The organism is Actinopolymorpha alba DSM 45243 (genome assembly GCF_000373925.1).
Lineage (GTDB): Bacteria > Actinomycetota > Actinomycetes > Propionibacteriales > Actinopolymorphaceae > Actinopolymorpha > Actinopolymorpha alba.
This window is the reverse complement of record NZ_KB892760.1, coordinates 72518-87950: the sequence shown is the minus strand read 5'-3', so window position 1 is coordinate 87950 and position 15433 is coordinate 72518. Positions and strand designations below refer to the sequence as shown.

The window sequence follows — 15433 nt, the reverse complement described above, 5'->3', positions numbered from 1 at the left end:
CGGAACACCACACTCCAACGCCACCGAAGACACCCAGTTCGCAGCCTCGTTGACCGTGTGCAGAGTCGCCGACAACGCGGCGGCCTGGTCGGCCTCCGGTACCAGCTTCACCTGCACGACGATCTCCACGGACACGATCCTATCATTGGTCTATGTCATCACGATGGGAGCCAAACCCCGATATCCGCAGGGGCCGTAGCGTCGTCTACACCCTCCATGCACACTTGGTCTTCACTCCGAAGTACCGGCACGGACCGTTCACCGACGACACCCTTCAACGCTGCGAGGAAGTCATGCGGGACGTGTGCACCAACTTCGGAGCGGAGTCGGGGGAGTTCAACGGCGAGACCGACCACGCCCACCAGCTCCTCCACTATCCACCCAAAGTCGCCCTGTCCCGGCTCGTCGGCAGCCTCAAAGGCGTCTCCGCCCGCAGGCTCCGGCAGGAGTCCCCGGACACATCCGCAAATACCTGTGGGGTGAACACTTCTGGTCCCCGTCCTACCTCGCCGCATCCTGCGCAGGCGCCCCGCTCGCCGTGGTGAAGGAGCACATCGAGAACCAGAAGCATCCCGGCCGAGGCAGACAGTGCAGACCCGTGCGTCCGTGCAGGTCACCCCGGCTTTAAGAAGCGACTCCACCCCGGGCCCGAAGGCCCGGGGTTCCTCGCTAGATCCTGCTGAACGGTTTCGGCGATCAGCGCCGCCGGTGTCGCTGCGCGCGAACCGCTGGGATTCAGCGGCTCATAGCGGTTTCGCGCTCTATACGCGACAGTTTCTGTGGGTTGCGCACGTAGTAGATCCCGGTGATGAGGCCGTTCTCGACCCGCACCGAGTAGACGCCGTCGATCTCGCCGTTGAGCCGCATGATGAGCGCCGGGGACCCATTGATCTGTGCCGGCTTGACCGACATCTGCGCGCCGACCATGTCCAGGGCGACGGCAAACAACCGAGCCACCTTGTCGGCTCCCACGATGGGCCGCGGAATGGCCTGCTTGACGCCGCCACCGTCGCTCAAGGCGACGACGTCNGGNGCGAGGATGTCGAGCAGGCCCTGCAGGTCGCCNGTTTCGACCGCCCGTTGGAAGGCCTCGAGCGCGGCTCGGGTCTCGGTCGGGGAGACGACCCCGCGCGGCCGGCGCGCGGCGACGTGTGCCCGCGCCCGGTGGGCGATCTGGCGGACCGCGGCCGGATTCTTGTCGACGGCTTCCGCGATCTCGTCGTACCCCAGATCGAACACCTCGCGCAGCACGAACACCGCCCGCTCCGTCGGCGTCAGCGTCTCCAGCACCAGCAGCATCGCCATCGAGACGCTGTCAGCCAACTCGATGTCTTCGGCCACGTCNGGCGCGGTNAGCANNGGCTCGGGCAGCCAGGGGCCGACGTAGGACTCCCTGCGCCGNCCGAGCGTACGCAGCCGGGAGAGCGCCTGCCGGGTGGTGATCCGGACCAGGTACGCGCGCTGGTCCCGCACTGTNTCCAGATCACCCTGCTGGTTTCTGGCCGCCCACCGCAGCCAGGTCTCCTGGAGGACGTCCTCCGCATCCGCCGCCGAGCCGAGCATCTCGTAGGCGACCGTGAAGAGCAGCCTGCGGTGGGCGACGAACACCTCAGTAGCCGGGTCCGGACGGCCGTCCTCGCTGATGCTTCCCGCCGCGGTCTCCGGCGCGGTCTCCGACGCGGCCATGGGTGGCTCCCGTCTCTTCGCTCTCGACTGTGCCGCTCACAAGACACCGGGACTCGGGGTTCTGTGACACTGCCTGTTTTTGTTGCGCCGGTCACGTAGGCGAAGTGTCACAAGGATCGCGTCGCCGGCATCTCATGGTGGACAAGGAGGCCGACATGCCGGACTCGCCGACAGCCCCGCAAGGAGAAACCTCATGAACGTCGCTCTGTGGATCGTTGCCGGACTGCTGGCCGTTGCCTTCCTGGTCAGCGGCATCGGCAAGCTGATCGTCCCCAAGGAGAAGATGGCCGCCATGGGTGCCGCTTCGAGATGGGTCGAAGACTTCAGTCCCGGAGCCCTCAAGGCCATCGGAGCCGTCGAGGTCCTGGGCGCGGTGGGCCTGATCCTGCCCGCCGCCCTCGACATCGCGCCGGTTCTGGTGCCGCTGGCCGCGGTCGGTACGGTCCTGCTGTTTGTCGGTGCGTTGATCACGCGCCTCCGCCGTGGCGAGAAGGTAACGATCGTGGCCGACCTGGTCTATCTCGCCATGGCGGTCTTCGTGGCGTGGGGCCGCTTCGGCCCCGAGTCCTTCACCGGCTGACCGCGAATTCTGACGAAGCCGCACCCGTAACGAGGTGGACCGCGGCCCCTGGACGGACGAGGCCGTCAGGCCTCGCCGCGGCGCAGCTGCGCGAATGCTCGCTCGGCGGCGAGGGCGGCGTAGCCGGGTTTGATCACGTCGTTGATGAGGGCGAGCCGCTGGTCGAACGGCAGGAACGCGCTCTTCATCGCATTCACGGTGAACCACTGGAAGTCGGCGAGGTCGTAGCCGAACGCCTCAGAAAGCCGGGTGAACTCCACCGACATCGACGTTCCACTCATCAGGCGGTTGTCGGTGTTGACCGTCACCCGGAAACGCAGGCGCGCCAGCAACCCGAACGGATGCTCGGCGAGCGAGGTCGCGGCACCCGTCTGGACGTTGGACGAAGGACACAGCTCCAGCGGAATTCGCTTGTCACGGACGTACGCCGCGAGCCGGCCGAGCTGGACGTCCCCGCGCGGTCCTACCGAAATGTCGTCAACGAGCCGGACGCCGTGGCCGAGCCGGTCGGCCCCACACCACTGGATGGCTTGCCAGATCGACGGCAGGCCGAAGCCTTCGCCGGCGTGGATAGTGAAATGGGCGTTCTCCCGCTGGAGGTATTCGAAAGCGTCCAGATGCCGGGTGGGTGGATATCCGGCCTCCGCACCGGCGATGTCAAAACCCACCACACCGTCGTCGCGGTACCTCACCACCAGCTCGGCGATCTCCATCGACCGGGCCGCATGCCGCATCGCGGTCAGGATCTGGCGTACGACGATCGGCCGGCCGGCCGCCGCGGCCCGCTTCTCACCCGCCGCGAAACCGTCGCGGACCGCCTCCACGACCCCGTCGAGGGTGAGCCCGGCCGACAGGTGTTGCTCGGGCGCGTACCGCACCTCGGCGTACACCACACCATCGCGGGCAAGGTCCTCGGCACACTCGGCAGCAGCCCTCGCCAGCGCGTCCGGAGTCTGGAGGACGGCGACGGTGTGAGCGAACGTCTCGAGATAGCGCTCCAAGGACCCCGAGTCCGCCGACTCCTGGAACCACCGGTCGAGCCGCTCCGGATCGGTGCTCGGCAGCTCGTGCCCCACCTCCGCGGCCAGCTCGACCACGGTCCGCGGCCGCAGGCCACCGTCGAGGTGATCATGGAGCAGCACCTTCGGTGCGCGGGCGATCTCGTCAGGGCTGGGCTTCATGGCACCTTCCTACCCCAGCCGGTCGATCACCAACGGCTGGTCGGGGCGCGCGCCTGCGGGGGCGATCGTGATCGCTCCCTTCAGCGCCTCGACCGCCCTAGGGAATCTCCCCGGATCATCAGCGTGCAACGTGAGCACGGGTTGGCCGGCCCGGACATGGGCGCCCGGCTTGGCGTGCAACTCGACGCCGGCCGCCGCCGACACCGGGTCCTCCTTGCGGGAACGCCCCGCGCCGAGGCGCCAGGCCGCGACACCAACCTGGTAGGCGTCGAGCTCGACGAGGACACCCTCGGTGGGCGCGAGGATGTCGTGGGTCTCGCGGGCGCGCGGCAACGGCGCGTCCGGATCGCCGCCCTGGGACCGGATCATCCGGCGCCAGACGTCCATCGCGGTGCCGTCCTTGAGCACATCGGTGGGGTCAATGTCACCCTCGACCCCGGCCGCGGCCAGCATCTCCCGGGCCAGGGTGACCGTCAGCTCCACCACGTCTGATGGCCCACCGCCGGCGAGCACCTCCAGCGACTCGCGTACCTCGAGCGCATTGCCCGCGGTGCGGCCCAGCGGGCTCGCCATGTTGGTCAGGAGCGCGACGGTGCGGACGCCGGCCGCCGCGCCCAGCTCGACCATGGTGGCGGCGAGCTCGCGGGCGTCGTCGACGTTCTTCATGAACGCGCCCGACCCCACCTTGACGTCCAGGACCAGCGCCTGCGTACCCTCGGCGATCTTCTTGGACATGATCGAGCTGGCGATCAGCGGGATCGACTCGACCGTGCCGGTGACGTCGCGCAACGCGTAGAGCTTCCGGTCGGCCGGTGCAAGGGTGTCGGTCGGCGCGCAGATCACCGCGCCGACATCGCGGAGCTGGTTGACGATCTCGTCGTAGGCCAGGCTGGCCCGCCAGCCCGGGATCGATTCCAGCTTGTCGAGCGTGCCGCCGGTGTGCCCGAGCCCGCGACCCGACAGCTGCGGCACCGCGACCCCGCAGGCCGCGACCACGGACGCCAGCGGCAAGGTGATCTTGTCACCGACACCCCCCGTCGAATGCTTGTCGGCGGTGGGTCGGCCCACACCAGCGAAGTCCAGCCGCTCCCCCGACGCGATCATCGCCTGCGTCCAGCGGGCGATCTCGTCGACGTTCATGCCGCGCAGCAGGATCGCCATCAGCAACGCCGACATCTGTTCGTCGGCGACGGCTCCCCGGGTGTAGGCGTCGATCACCCAGTCGATCTGGTCGCCGGACAGGCTCCCGCCGTCCCGCTTCGTACGAATGACATCGACCGCGTCGAACTCAGTCACCAGCCGGCCCTTCGGTATTCAGATGATCGGGGCCGAAGGCGTCGGGAAGGACCTCGCGCATGGGCTGGATCCCGCTCACACCGTCGACCAGTAGGTCCGGTCCGCCGTGCTCCCACAACAGCTGCCGGCAGCGACCGCACGGCATCAACCGCGCACCCGCACCATCGCAGCAGGTGAAGGCCACCAGCCGGCCGCCGCCGCTTGCGTGCAGGGCCGACACGAGCCCGCATTCGGCGCACAACGTCATGCCGTACGACGCGTTCTCGACGTTGCAACCGACCACGATCCGGCCGGTGGCGGTGAGCGCCGCCGCACCCACCGGGAACCGCGAGTACGGCGCATAGGCGTGCGTCATCGCCTCCCGCGCCGCGGCCCGCAGCGCGTCCCAATCGACATCCACGCTTCAACCTTTCACGTATGGCTCGCCGTCGGCCTTCGGCGCGCGGACCCGCCCGACAAGTCCCGCCACGGCAACGACTGTCGCGAGGTAGGGCGCCATGATCAGCAGCTCGCTCGGGATCGGCGTCTCGATGATCTGCAGCTGTCCCTGCAACTGTTGGGTGAACCCGAAGAACAACGCCGCGATCGTCGCGCCCAGCGGGTGCCAGCGACCCATGATGAGCGCAGCCAGCGCGATGAACCCCTGTCCCGCGGTCAGGTCCTTGTCGAAGCCGCCGGTGAATCCGACGGTGAAGAACGCCCCACCGAGCCCGGCGACCACTCCGCCGGCCAGCACCGCCTGGTAGCGCACCCGCAGCACCTTGATGCCCACCGTGTCGGCCGCGCGCGGGTGCTCACCGACCGCACGGACCCGCAGACCCCAACGGGTCTTGAAGAGAACGAACGTCACGATCGCGACCGCGGCGTACATCGTGTAGACGAGCAGGGTCTGCCGGAAGAACGTCTCACCGATGACGGGAATGCTGGACAGCACCGGGATCGGCACCGCCGACATGACGCCGGGGTTGTTGAACTTCGCCGACTCTCCCTTGACGAACTGGTCGAACAGGAAGCCGGTGATCCCGGACGCGAAGACCACCAGGACCACACCGAGCACGACCTGGTTGACGCGGTAGCGGATCGCGAAGACCGCGAGCATCGCGGCGATCAGCACGCCCGCGAGGACCGCGGCGACAACACCGGCCAGCAGGCTGCCCGTCACCGTCGCGAGCACCGCAGCCGCGAACGCCCCCGCGAGGAACTGCCCCTCGATCGCGACGTTGATGACGCCGGCCCGCTCACACAGGACTCCCGCCAGCGCCCCCAGGATGAGGGGCGTCGCGAGGTTGAGCGTCCCCTGCAGCTGGTTGGTCAGCGGGAACGTCTTGCCGGCGGCGGCCCAGCACAGGAACGTCACGACGAACGCCAGACCGAACACGGCCCAGAGCAGCACGCCGAGCCGTCCCGACAGTCCACGCAGCAGGTGCGCCAGCGCGACCGCAACGGTGCAGGCGGCAAGGGCGAGCGCCACCGGAAGCGCGGGCAGCTTGATCGCCGACAGCGGTGAGTCCGCGAGCTGGCCGGAGAGGGCGAAGGTCACCGTCTCGGGCGCCGTGAACGCGGCGAGGAGCACACCGATGCCGGCGAGCACCAGCGCGAGGACGCCCATCCGGATCCGGCGGCGGCGTTCGTCCGGGGACTCCAGCGTGGCCGGCACGGGTGCCGTCTCCCGGGTCAGCGTGGTGGTGGCGTCGTTCATGCGTTCCAGCCTTTGGCGAGCACTGTGCCGGTGCCTTCGGCGCGGATTCGGAACACCGCACGGACCAGCGCGGGCGCGGCGATGAACAGCACGATCGTGGCCTGGAGGACGGTGGTCAGGGTGAGCGGTGTCTGCGTCTGCAGCTGCATCTGGAGGCCTCCGGCGTTCAGTGCACCGAACACCAGCCCGGCGACGACAGTGCCGATCGGCGAGGCGCGGCCGAGGAGCGCGACCGTGATGGAGTCGAAGCCCACGGAGCCGGCGATTCCGTCAGTCAGCGGGTAGTCGGTGCCGAGCACCTGCTGCGCTCCCGCCAACCCGGCCAGGGCTCCCGCCGCGAGCATCGCGATGGTGTAGGCCCGACCGACACTCATGCCGGCGGTCCGCGCCGCCTCGGGGTTGGCGCCGACGGCCCGCAGCTGGAAGCCGGTGGTGGAACGCGCCAGCAACCACCAGACCGCGGCGACCGCAAGAAGCGCGACCAGGAATCCCAGGTGCAGGCGGGTGCCGGGCCAGTTCGGGAACTGCGCGGTCTGCTCCACGACCGGGCTGATCGGGTCGTTACGCCCGGGCCGTTGGAGAACGTCAGTCGTCAACAACCACTGCAGGAGATAGAGCGCGACGTAGTTGAGCATGATCGTGAGGATCACTTCGTGCGCGCCCGTGCGGGCCTTGAGCAGGCCGACGAGGCCGCCCCAGACCGCACCGCCGAAGAGACCCGCCGCCAGGGCCAGCAGGAGGTGGACGACGACGGGCAACTCGAAGCTGAACCCGACCCATCCCGCGCACAGTGCGCCGGCGATCAGCTGCCCCTGCGCACCGATGTTGAAGAGCCCGGCGCGGAACGCCAGCGAAACCCCGAGCCCCGCGCAGATCAGCGGCGTCGCCTGGACGAGCGTCTCGCTGATCGGTTTCCAACCGCCCAACGCACCAAGGAACAACGAGGTGTAGGCATCGGACACCGCGGTCCACGAGGCCTGCAACGCGTCCGGCGGATACGAGAAGAAGTATCCCCAGGTCGCGGCCACGTCGGCGTCGCTCACGATGATGAGAACGGCGCCCACCACCAACGCGAGGATGACGGCGGCAAAGCTCACCACCAGCTCCCGCACCCATGGTCGACTCATGCGCGTCCTCGCTTCGCTCCGGGCGCGCATGAGGCACCCAAGACGCTGTGCTTGATGATGAGCTCGCTTCGCTCACTCATGCGCGTCCTCGCTTCGCTCCGGGCGCGCATGAGGCACCCAAGACGCTGTGCTTGATGATGAGCTCGCTTCGCTCACTCATGCGCGTCCTCCAGGGCACCAAGCACGGTGGGGTTCTCCTCGGCCTGCTGGGCCGCTTCTTCGGGCGGGATGCCGGCCATCATGCAACCCAGCTGGTCCCAGGAGGTGTCGGGGCCGACGATGCCGACGATCCGTCCGCGGTACATCACCGCGATCCGGTCAGACAGCGCCACGATCTCCTCGAGTTCGGTGGACACGATGAGCACTGCGGTGCCCTGGTCGCGTTCGCGGACGATCCGGTTGTGAACGAACTCGATCGAGCCGACGTCGAGCCCGCGGGTCGGCTGCGCGGCGATCAGGAGTTCCAGCGGCCTCGACAGCTCACGCGCCAGCACGACCTTCTGCTGGTTTCCACCGGACAGGGCACTGACTTCCGTCTCCACCGACTGGGTGCGGACGTCGAACTCCTCCACCCGCTGGGCGGCGTTCGCCCGGATCGCGGCCGGCGAAAGCGTGCCGTTCCTGGAGAAGGGCGCGCGGCTGTGCAGGTCGAGGATGAGGTTCTCGGCGACTGAGAACGTTCCCACGTACCCGTCGTGGGAACGGTCCTCGGGGATGTAGCCGATGCCGGCCTCGAGATGCTCGCGCGGGCCCGCTCCGACGAGTTCGCGTCCGCCCAGCTTGACGGAGCCCGACGCCGCGGCGGTCAGGCCCATCAAAGCTTCGACGAGCTCGGTCTGGCCGTTGCCCTGGACCCCGGCGATCCCGAGGATCTCGCCACCCCTGACCTCGAAGGAAACCCCGTCGACCGCAAGGAAGCCTTGCGGGTCAACGACGTCGAGTCCTTCGACCGCCAGTTTGGCGCCGCCCAGGTTGGTCCCCGCACGCTTGTCAACCTGGAGTTGCACCGGCCGGCCGACCATGAGTTCGGCGAGTTCGCTTTCGGAGGTGTCGGGGGCCACCGTCGCGACCACCTTGCCGCGCCGGATCACGGTGATCCGGTCGGCGATCGCGCGGACCTCCTTGAGCTTGTGCGTGATGAAGATGACCGAGGTGCCGTTGCGCTTGAGCGCCCGCATCACCTCGATGAGCTCGTCGATCTCCTGCGGGGTGAGGACCGCCGTCGGCTCGTCGAGGATCAGAACCTTTGCCTCGTTGGCGAGTGCCTTGAGAATCTCGACCCGCTGCTGGACGCCGACCGGGATGTCCTCGACCCGGGCGTCGGGATCGACCGCGAGGCCGTAGCGCTCGGAGAGTTCCCGGACGAGGGTCCGCGCCGCACGCTGGTCGAGAACGCCGAGACCACGGGTGCGTTCCCTTCCCAGCATGACGTTCTCGGCGACCGTGAACACCGGCACAAGCATGAAGTGCTGGTGCACCATGCCGATCCCGGCGGCGATCGCCGCACCAGGCGACGTACACGTCAGGGGTTCGCCGTCGAGGAGGACGCTCCCCTCGTCCGGCTGCAGAAGTCCGTAGAGGACGTTCATGAGGGTGCTCTTGCCGGCACCGTTCTCACCAAGCAGGCAATGGATTTCGCCCGACTCGACGGTGAGGTCGATATGGTCGTTGGCGACCAGGGACCCGAACCTCTTGGTGAGCCCGCGGAGTTCGAGCTTCACAGGGCGACTCCTCCAGGGGGCGTCCCTTGGATCATGTCAGGCTCCTCAGACCCGCGCGTGTGTGAGGCATACGGACTCCAGGTGAGGAGGGGGACACCGGACAGCCGGTGCCCCTCCTCCTCGGCCCGTGGACGACGCCGACACCGCAGTGGTCACTGGGATTGCGGCTGCACCTTCGACTTGATGGCGATCTTGCCGTCGATGATGTCCTTCTTGAGCTGGTCGATCTCGGCCTTGAGATCCGCCGGAATCTTGCTGTCCCACTCGTGGTACGGCGCGAGTCCGGTGCCGCCGTTGTCCAGCGTGCCGACGTACGGCGTGTTGTCGAACTTGTCCTGGAACGACGTGGTGATGACGTCCTGGACCGCGACGTCCATGCCCTTGTCGACGCTGGTCAGTAGGACATTGCAGTACTCCGGCGCGCTCACACAGCCGTCGGTGTCGACCCAGATGGCGTTCACCTTGCCGCCGGAGGCTTTCGCGGCCTCGAGGCCACCGAGTCCGGCCGGGCCGGCCACCGGGAAGACGATGTCGGCGCCCTGGCTGATGAGGTTGCTGGCGGTGTTCTTGCCCTGGGCTTTGTTCTCGAAGTCGTTGGTGAACAAGCCCTTCTGGGTGGTTTCGTTCCAGCCGAGCACCTGGACGTTCTTTTTCTTCTGCTGGTTGAAGTACTGAACGCCTTCCCAGAACCCGTCCATGAAGATGGTGACGGTCGGGATGGGAAGCCCGCCGAACGTGCCGACCTTGCCGCTCTTGCTCATGCCGGCGGCGAGGTAACCCGCGAGGAAGCTCGACTGCGCGGTGTTGAACAGCAGCGACTTGACGTTGGTCGGGACCTCTTTGAGGTTGGTCTTCTTGAGGTCGGTCGCCTTGATGTCGTAGTCGACGATGCCGAACTTGATGGTGGGGTTCTCGGACGCGGAGATCGCCGTCTGGTCACCGAGCTTGAAGCCCACCGTGACGATGACGTTGCACTTCGCGTCGACCATGCCGCCGACGTTCTTGGGATAGTCACCGTCCGACTTGCTTTCGGCGGTGGACGAGGAGACGCCGAGTTCCTTTTTGGCGTCCAACAGACCCTTGTAGGACGTCTGGTTGAAGGACTTGTCGTCGAATCCACCCGAGTCCGAAACCATGCAGGCCCGGAAATCCTTGGCCCCCGCCTGCGGACTCGCCGAGTTCGTCTTGTCTGACCCCTCCGACTGATTGCTTTCAGTTGGCCTGCTCCCACACGCGGTGACGACCAGCGTCATCGCGCCAAGAACAGCGAGGCCCTTCAGGTACTTACTCAAGTGCCGCCCTCCTAAGCGAGACTTTGGTGGATGCGCGCGCACGCCACCTGTCGCGCCTGCGGGCGCCGAGCAATGCGCATGGGTGACTATAAGGCGCGCCCGTTTCAGGGGAAGACACCCGAGGTCACCTGCAGGCACGTGAGACCGTCCCGTGACCTTTGGGCCGAGCCGGATGATCTCCTGTGTTACCTGCCTGTAGGCGAATGCCCGCGCTGAATCAGGTCGCCGCCGGCAAGATCGCGGGACAGATCCGGATCAGGATCCGGTGAGGGCCTCGTCCCATCCGCCGGCGAGCAGGGCGGCGGCGACGAGCAGGCGTACCCCCACGACGATGGCGTGCTCGTCGACGTCGAAGGTGCCCTGGTGCAGGTCGTACGGCATCGGGTTGCCGGGTGCCCGCACACCGAGCCGGGCCATGCAACCGCGTACCCGCATGAGATACCAGGCGAAGTCCTCGCCACCAAGGCTCTGCTCGGTGGTCGCGACCGCGCCGCGTCCGAGCGTCGACTCCACCGCGTCCTGCATGAGGGACACCGCCAACGGGTCATTGACAACCGGCGGCACCCCTCGGTGCACCTCGGCCTCGACACCGACGCCGTACGGCGCGACGATGTCGCGGACGAGCGCTGGCACCAGGTCCGCGGCTGTCTCCCACACCCGCGCGTCGAGGCAACGGAGCGTGCCCTCAGCCTCACCCTCCATGGGGATCGCGTTGGCCGCGGCACCCGCGTGGACCCGACCCCAGACGAGCGTGAGTCCCGACCTCGGGTCCACCCGCCGCGACAGGGCGGACGGCAGCTGGCTCACCAGCGTGCCGAGTGCATGGATGAGATCGGCGGACAGGTGCGGGCGCGCCGTGTGGCCGCCCGGCCCGGTCAGGCGTACGTGCACCCGGTCGGCCGCGGACGTGAGGGACCCGGTCCGCAGGCCAACCATCCCGACGTCGAGGCGCGGGTCGCAGTGCAGACCGAAGATCTGGTCGACCCCGTCGAGACCGCCCGCCTCGATCACGTCGAGCGCACCGCCGGGGATGACCTCCTCCGACGGCTGGAAGATCAGGCGTACGCCGTGGCGGAGCATCCCCGTCGCGGCCAGCTCCGCCAGGACGAGCCCGGCGCCCAACACCACCGCAGTGTGAACATCGTGGCCGCAGGCGTGACAGACACCCGGCCGGGTCGAGCGGTAGGCCACGGACTTCTCGTCGGCGACCCGCAGCGCATCGAGGTCGGCGCGCAACGCCACCCGGCCCATGTGCGGGGCCGACGGCCCGATGTCGCAGGTCAGGCCGGTGCCCACCGACAGTGTCGAGGGCGTGAGACCGGCGGCAAGAAGCCGGTCCGCGACGGCCTTGGTCGTACGGACCTCCTCCCGGCTGGGCTCGGGATGAGCGTGGAGGTCGCGCCGAAAGACGATCAGCTCGTCGGCGTAAGTCTTGGCGAGCCGGTCCACCTCGGCAGCGACTTCGGAATCGAGGTGCACCGTTTGATTGTCCACCTCACCTTTGTTGTGACCCACGCCACCCCACCCTTCACGGAGCGTTGCCACCCTCCCTCCGTCACGACCCATCCTTCCCACCGAGGAGGTGCCCCACTCGGAACAGCATTCCCACCCCGCTCGACTGCCCCGTGATCATGATCGCGTTCATGAATGGTTTCGGGACGTATAGCCCCGTCTGGCTTCATGATCACAGGGGCTGCGGCGATTTCATCCACAAGAGCCCGTCCGGCAAAGCCATCCACAATCTGGCCTTCGAAACGCACGCGGCCTTGAGTTGAACGTCACCGTTGATCCGTGATCAAGGACCTTCCTCCCGCCCTTCGCGCCGATGTCGAACGCCAGGCCGGCATGATCGCCCGCCGGCAGATAAGCCGCGCCAGCCTCAGCGCCGATCTGGCGCGCATGGAAGTACGCGCCGGTCGCTGGCAACGGGTACACCCCCGCGTCTACGCCACGTTCAGCGGGCCGTTGCCGCGCGTGTCGCAGATCTGGGCGGCCCTGCTCTACGCGGGAGACGGCGCGACACTCAGCCATGAGACTGCCGCCGAACTCTGGGGAATTCTCGACGCATCCCCCCGCAGGATCCAGGTCACGATCCCGGTCCACCGGAGGGTCGCCAGCCTCGCCAGCGTTCAGATCCACTACGCGACCCGGCTCGACGAGTCCCGGCATCCCACCCGGTTTCCCCCGATCACCAGGCCGGAAGACACGATCCTCGACCTGATCGACCGAGCCGGCCGCCCCGAGCAGGTGGTGTCGTTGCTCACGGTCGCCTGTCAACGCCGTCGTACGACACCTGAACGGCTCGGTATAGCACTCGACGCTCGCAAGAAGATCCGATGGCGAAAGACGATCAACGAGATCCTCTCGGAGGTATCCGCAGGCGCCGAATCACCACTCGAGGTGGCCTACGTCAGGAAGGTCGAGCGCGCTCACGGACTCCCCGAAGGACGCCGACAGCGACGCCACCAAGTGGGCGGTCGGAGCAACCGGACTGATGTGGAGTACGACGCGTACAAGCTGATCGTCGAGTTGGACGGCCGCCTCGGCCACGAGACGGACGGAAAGTTCCGCGACTACCAACGGGACAATCTCGCGACCACGCGAGGGCGCGACACCCTCCGCTATGGCTGGACGGACACCACGACCAACAGCTGCCGGGTAGCAGCACAGGTGGCGCAGGTCCTGCGCGCCAACGGCTGGACGAGTTGGGCGGGGCCATGCGGGCCTACCTGCGCCGTTGGTGAGGTAGTCGCATGATAGGGACGTTCGCTACCAAGATCATGAAGGCAGAAGGGGCCATAGCTCCCGAAAACCTTCATAACTCAGGTCATGATCACGGTCAGGCTAGGTCGGAGAGGTCAGAGGGCGTCGGTGGGGGTGTAGACGCCCCACACCTCGCGCAGCGCGTCGCAGACCTCGCCCACTGTCGCGCGCGCGGCCAGGGCGGCCTTCATGGGATAGAGCACGTTGTCGGTCCCGGCCGCCGCCGCCCGCAGCGCGGCCAGGTGGCGTTCGACGTCGGCAGACGAGCGGTTCGCCCGGAGCTTGGCCAGCCGGGAGCGCTGCGCCTCCTCGATCGCCGGGTCGACGCGCAGTGGTTCGTACGGCTCCTCCTCCGCCACCGTGAACCTGTTCACGCCTACCACCACGCGCTCACCGTTGTCGATCTCGCGGGCGATGCGGTACGCCGAATGCTCGATCTCCGCCTTCTGGTAGCCCTTCTCGATCGCGGCAACCGCACCGCCGAGGTCTTCCACTGTTGCCATCAACTCCAGCGCCGCCTCCTCGACCTCCTCGGTGAGCGACTCCACGGCGTACGAACCCGCGAACGGGTCGACGGTCTTGGTGACGTCGGTTTCGTACGCCAGGACCTGCTGGGTACGCAGCGCCAGCCGGGCAGCCTTCTCGGTGGGCAGCGCGATCGCTTCGTCGTAGGCGTTCGTGTGCAGCGACTGCGTGCCACCCAGCACCGCGGCCAGGCCCTGGATCGCGACCCGCACCAGGTTGATCTCCGGTTGTTGCGCGGTCAGCTGAACCCCGGCCGTCTGGGTGTGGAACCGAAGCATCTGGCTCCGGGGGTCGCGCGACCCGAACTCCTCCCGCATCACCTTCGCCCAGATCCGCCGGGCGGCCCGGAACTTCGCGACCTCCTCCAGCAGCGAGGTGCGGGCCACGAAGAAGAACGACAGCCGCGGCGCGAACTCGTCGACGTCCAGGCCTGCACCGATCGCGGCCCGGACGTACTCGATCCCGTTGGCGAGGGTGAACGCGATCTCCTGCGCGGGCGTCGCACCCGCCTCGGCCATGTGATAGCCCGAGATCGAGATCGTGTTGAAGCGCGCAAGCTCGCGTTGACAGTAGCGGAAGATGTCGGACACCAAGCGCAGCGAGGCCTTCGGCGGGTAGATGTAGGTGCCGCGGGCGATGTACTCCTTCAGGACGTCGTTCTGGATGGTGCCGCTCAGCAGCCCGGGCGCGACCCCGTGCTCCTCCCCCACGAGTTGGTACAGCAGGAGAAGCACCGCGGCCGGAGCGTTGATCGTCATCGACGTCGACACCCGGTCGAGCGGGATCCCGTCGAAGAGCAGGCGCATGTCCTCGACCGAGTCGATCGCGACACCGACCTTGCCGACCTCACCGTGCGCCACGGGAGCGTCGGAGTCGTAGCCCATCTGGGTGGGCAGGTCGAACGCCACCGACAGGCCAGCGCTGCCCGCCTCGATGAGCTGGTGGTAGCGGCGGTTGGACTCGACGGCGGTCCCAAAGCCGGCGTACTGGCGCATCGTCCAGGTGCGGCCGGTGTACATCGTCGGGTAGACGCCCCGGGTGTACGGATACCTGCCGGGCTCGCCGAGTTTCTCGGCCGGCACCCATCCGGGGAGGTCGTCCGGACCGTAGACCGGCTCGATGGCAAACCCCGACTCCGACGGCCGGCCGGCGGGCCGCGACGCCGCCGACTCCGCGCGGTCCTTCATCCTGCAATCGCCTCCACGTCGAGGGCACGGTGTCAGTTGGGCTGGTCTGACCCAGATGCCGCCAGCGTACGGCGCACGAGGCGGGCAGGACCGGATGGCTCAGGCGTCCGGCGCGCCGCCGGCGACGACGTTCACTCGGCCAACGGCCGCCAGCTGCCACGCACCCGCGACTCTCCGGACACGGCGTCCTTTTTGCCCGGACAAAGGGCGATCCCAAACCCGCACGAACCTCGCGGGACCAGACCCGGCCAGTTAAGAACTGATCACATCCCTTCCCGCGAATGATCTCCGACCTCTAAGCTCCCGGCCACTGTGGGTCGATCGGCTCACAGCCGCCATGCCACACCCCCGCCCTGGTCCGCTCGTGTCCGGAAAC

12 protein-coding genes and 1 pseudogene are annotated in these 15433 nt (G+C 67.8%); 3 read left to right on the top strand and 10 right to left on the bottom strand.

The window, feature by feature from the left end:
• Window positions 1–152 precede the first annotated feature (152 nt).
• Window positions 153–628 (top strand): annotated as a pseudogene (gene tnpA / locus B141_RS47605) (IS200/IS605 family transposase).
• A gap of 107 nt (window positions 629–735) precedes the next feature.
• On the opposite strand, the gene B141_RS0120125 reads toward tnpA, so the two are convergent.
• Window positions 736–1686, bottom strand: coding sequence for an RNA polymerase sigma-70 factor (locus tag B141_RS0120125; RefSeq protein ID WP_020576987.1), 951 nt, complete (start codon window positions 1684–1686; stop codon window positions 736–738).
• Between the two features lie 193 nt (window positions 1687–1879).
• Between B141_RS0120125 and B141_RS0120120 the strand changes: the two genes are divergently transcribed.
• Window positions 1880–2266 (top strand): DoxX family protein, encoded by a 387-nt coding sequence (locus tag B141_RS0120120; RefSeq protein WP_020576986.1) that lies wholly within the window; start codon window positions 1880–1882, stop codon window positions 2264–2266.
• 65 nt (window positions 2267–2331) lie between these two features.
• On the opposite strand, the gene B141_RS0120115 is transcribed toward B141_RS0120120, so the two are convergent.
• The 8 genes from B141_RS0120115 to B141_RS0120080 all read right to left on the bottom strand — a co-directional run bounded on the left by B141_RS0120115 (window position 2332) and on the right by B141_RS0120080 (window position 12061).
• The gene (locus tag B141_RS0120115) at window positions 2332–3447 is read right to left on the bottom strand and encodes an adenosine deaminase (RefSeq protein WP_020576985.1); all 1116 of its coding nucleotides are present in this window, start codon (window positions 3445–3447) and stop codon (window positions 2332–2334) included.
• A gap of 9 nt (window positions 3448–3456) precedes the next feature.
• Complete coding sequence (locus tag B141_RS0120110) at window positions 3457–4746, bottom strand: thymidine phosphorylase (RefSeq protein ID WP_157181140.1); 1290 nt, start codon at window positions 4744–4746, stop codon at window positions 3457–3459.
• The gene (locus B141_RS0120105) at window positions 4736–5143 is read right to left on the bottom strand and encodes a cytidine deaminase (protein WP_020576983.1); all 408 of its coding nucleotides are present in this window, start codon (window positions 5141–5143) and stop codon (window positions 4736–4738) included. Before B141_RS0120105 ends, B141_RS0120110 begins: the two co-directional genes overlap by 11 nt.
• 3 nt (window positions 5144–5146) lie before the next feature.
• Window positions 5147–6442 (bottom strand): ABC transporter permease, encoded by a 1296-nt coding sequence (locus B141_RS0120100; RefSeq protein WP_020576982.1) that lies wholly within the window; start codon window positions 6440–6442, stop codon window positions 5147–5149.
• The gene (locus tag B141_RS0120095) at window positions 6439–7569 is read right to left on the bottom strand and encodes an ABC transporter permease (RefSeq protein ID WP_020576981.1); all 1131 of its coding nucleotides are present in this window, start codon (window positions 7567–7569) and stop codon (window positions 6439–6441) included. Before B141_RS0120095 ends, B141_RS0120100 begins: the two co-directional genes overlap by 4 nt.
• A gap of 152 nt (window positions 7570–7721) precedes the next feature.
• The gene (locus B141_RS0120090) at window positions 7722–9290 is read right to left on the bottom strand and encodes an ABC transporter ATP-binding protein (RefSeq protein ID WP_020576980.1); all 1569 of its coding nucleotides are present in this window, start codon (window positions 9288–9290) and stop codon (window positions 7722–7724) included.
• Between the two features lie 152 nt (window positions 9291–9442).
• Entirely contained in the window at window positions 9443–10543 is a 1101-nt protein-coding gene (locus B141_RS0120085; RefSeq protein ID WP_420313599.1) for a BMP family lipoprotein, read from the bottom strand.
• A gap of 294 nt (window positions 10544–10837) precedes the next feature.
• Window positions 10838–12061, bottom strand: a complete 1224-nt coding sequence (locus B141_RS0120080) for an amidohydrolase (protein ID WP_237742745.1) — start codon at window positions 12059–12061, stop codon at window positions 10838–10840.
• 312 nt (window positions 12062–12373) lie between these two features.
• Between B141_RS0120080 and B141_RS41695 the strand changes: the two genes are divergently transcribed.
• The gene (locus B141_RS41695; protein ID WP_020576976.1) at window positions 12374–13339 is read left to right on the top strand and encodes a type IV toxin-antitoxin system AbiEi family antitoxin; all 966 of its coding nucleotides are present in this window, start codon (window positions 12374–12376) and stop codon (window positions 13337–13339) included.
• Window positions 13340–13440: 101 nt separating this feature from the next.
• Here B141_RS41695 and B141_RS0120065 read toward each other — a convergent pair whose 3' ends face one another.
• The gene (locus B141_RS0120065; RefSeq protein WP_020576975.1) at window positions 13441–15057 is read right to left on the bottom strand and encodes an acyl-CoA mutase large subunit family protein; all 1617 of its coding nucleotides are present in this window, start codon (window positions 15055–15057) and stop codon (window positions 13441–13443) included.
• Window positions 15058–15433 lie beyond the last annotated feature (376 nt).

Coding starts and splice junctions, on each gene's coding strand:
- B141_RS0120120 (WP_020576986.1), top strand. CDS start 1,880: ATGAACGTCGCTCTGTGGATCGTTGCCGGACTGCTGGCCGTTGCCTTC.
- B141_RS0120115 (WP_020576985.1), bottom strand. CDS start 3,447: ATGAAGCCCAGCCCTGACGAGATCGCCCGCGCACCGAAGGTGCTGCTC.
- B141_RS0120100 (WP_020576982.1), bottom strand. CDS start 6,442: ATGAACGACGCCACCACCACGCTGACCCGGGAGACGGCACCCGTGCCG.
- B141_RS0120095 (WP_020576981.1), bottom strand. CDS start 7,569: ATGAGTCGACCATGGGTGCGGGAGCTGGTGGTGAGCTTTGCCGCCGTC.
- B141_RS0120085 (WP_420313599.1), bottom strand. CDS start 10,543: ATGACGCTGGTCGTCACCGCGTGTGGGAGCAGGCCAACTGAAAGCAAT.
- B141_RS0120065 (WP_020576975.1), bottom strand. CDS start 15,057: ATGAAGGACCGCGCGGAGTCGGCGGCGTCGCGGCCCGCCGGCCGGCCG.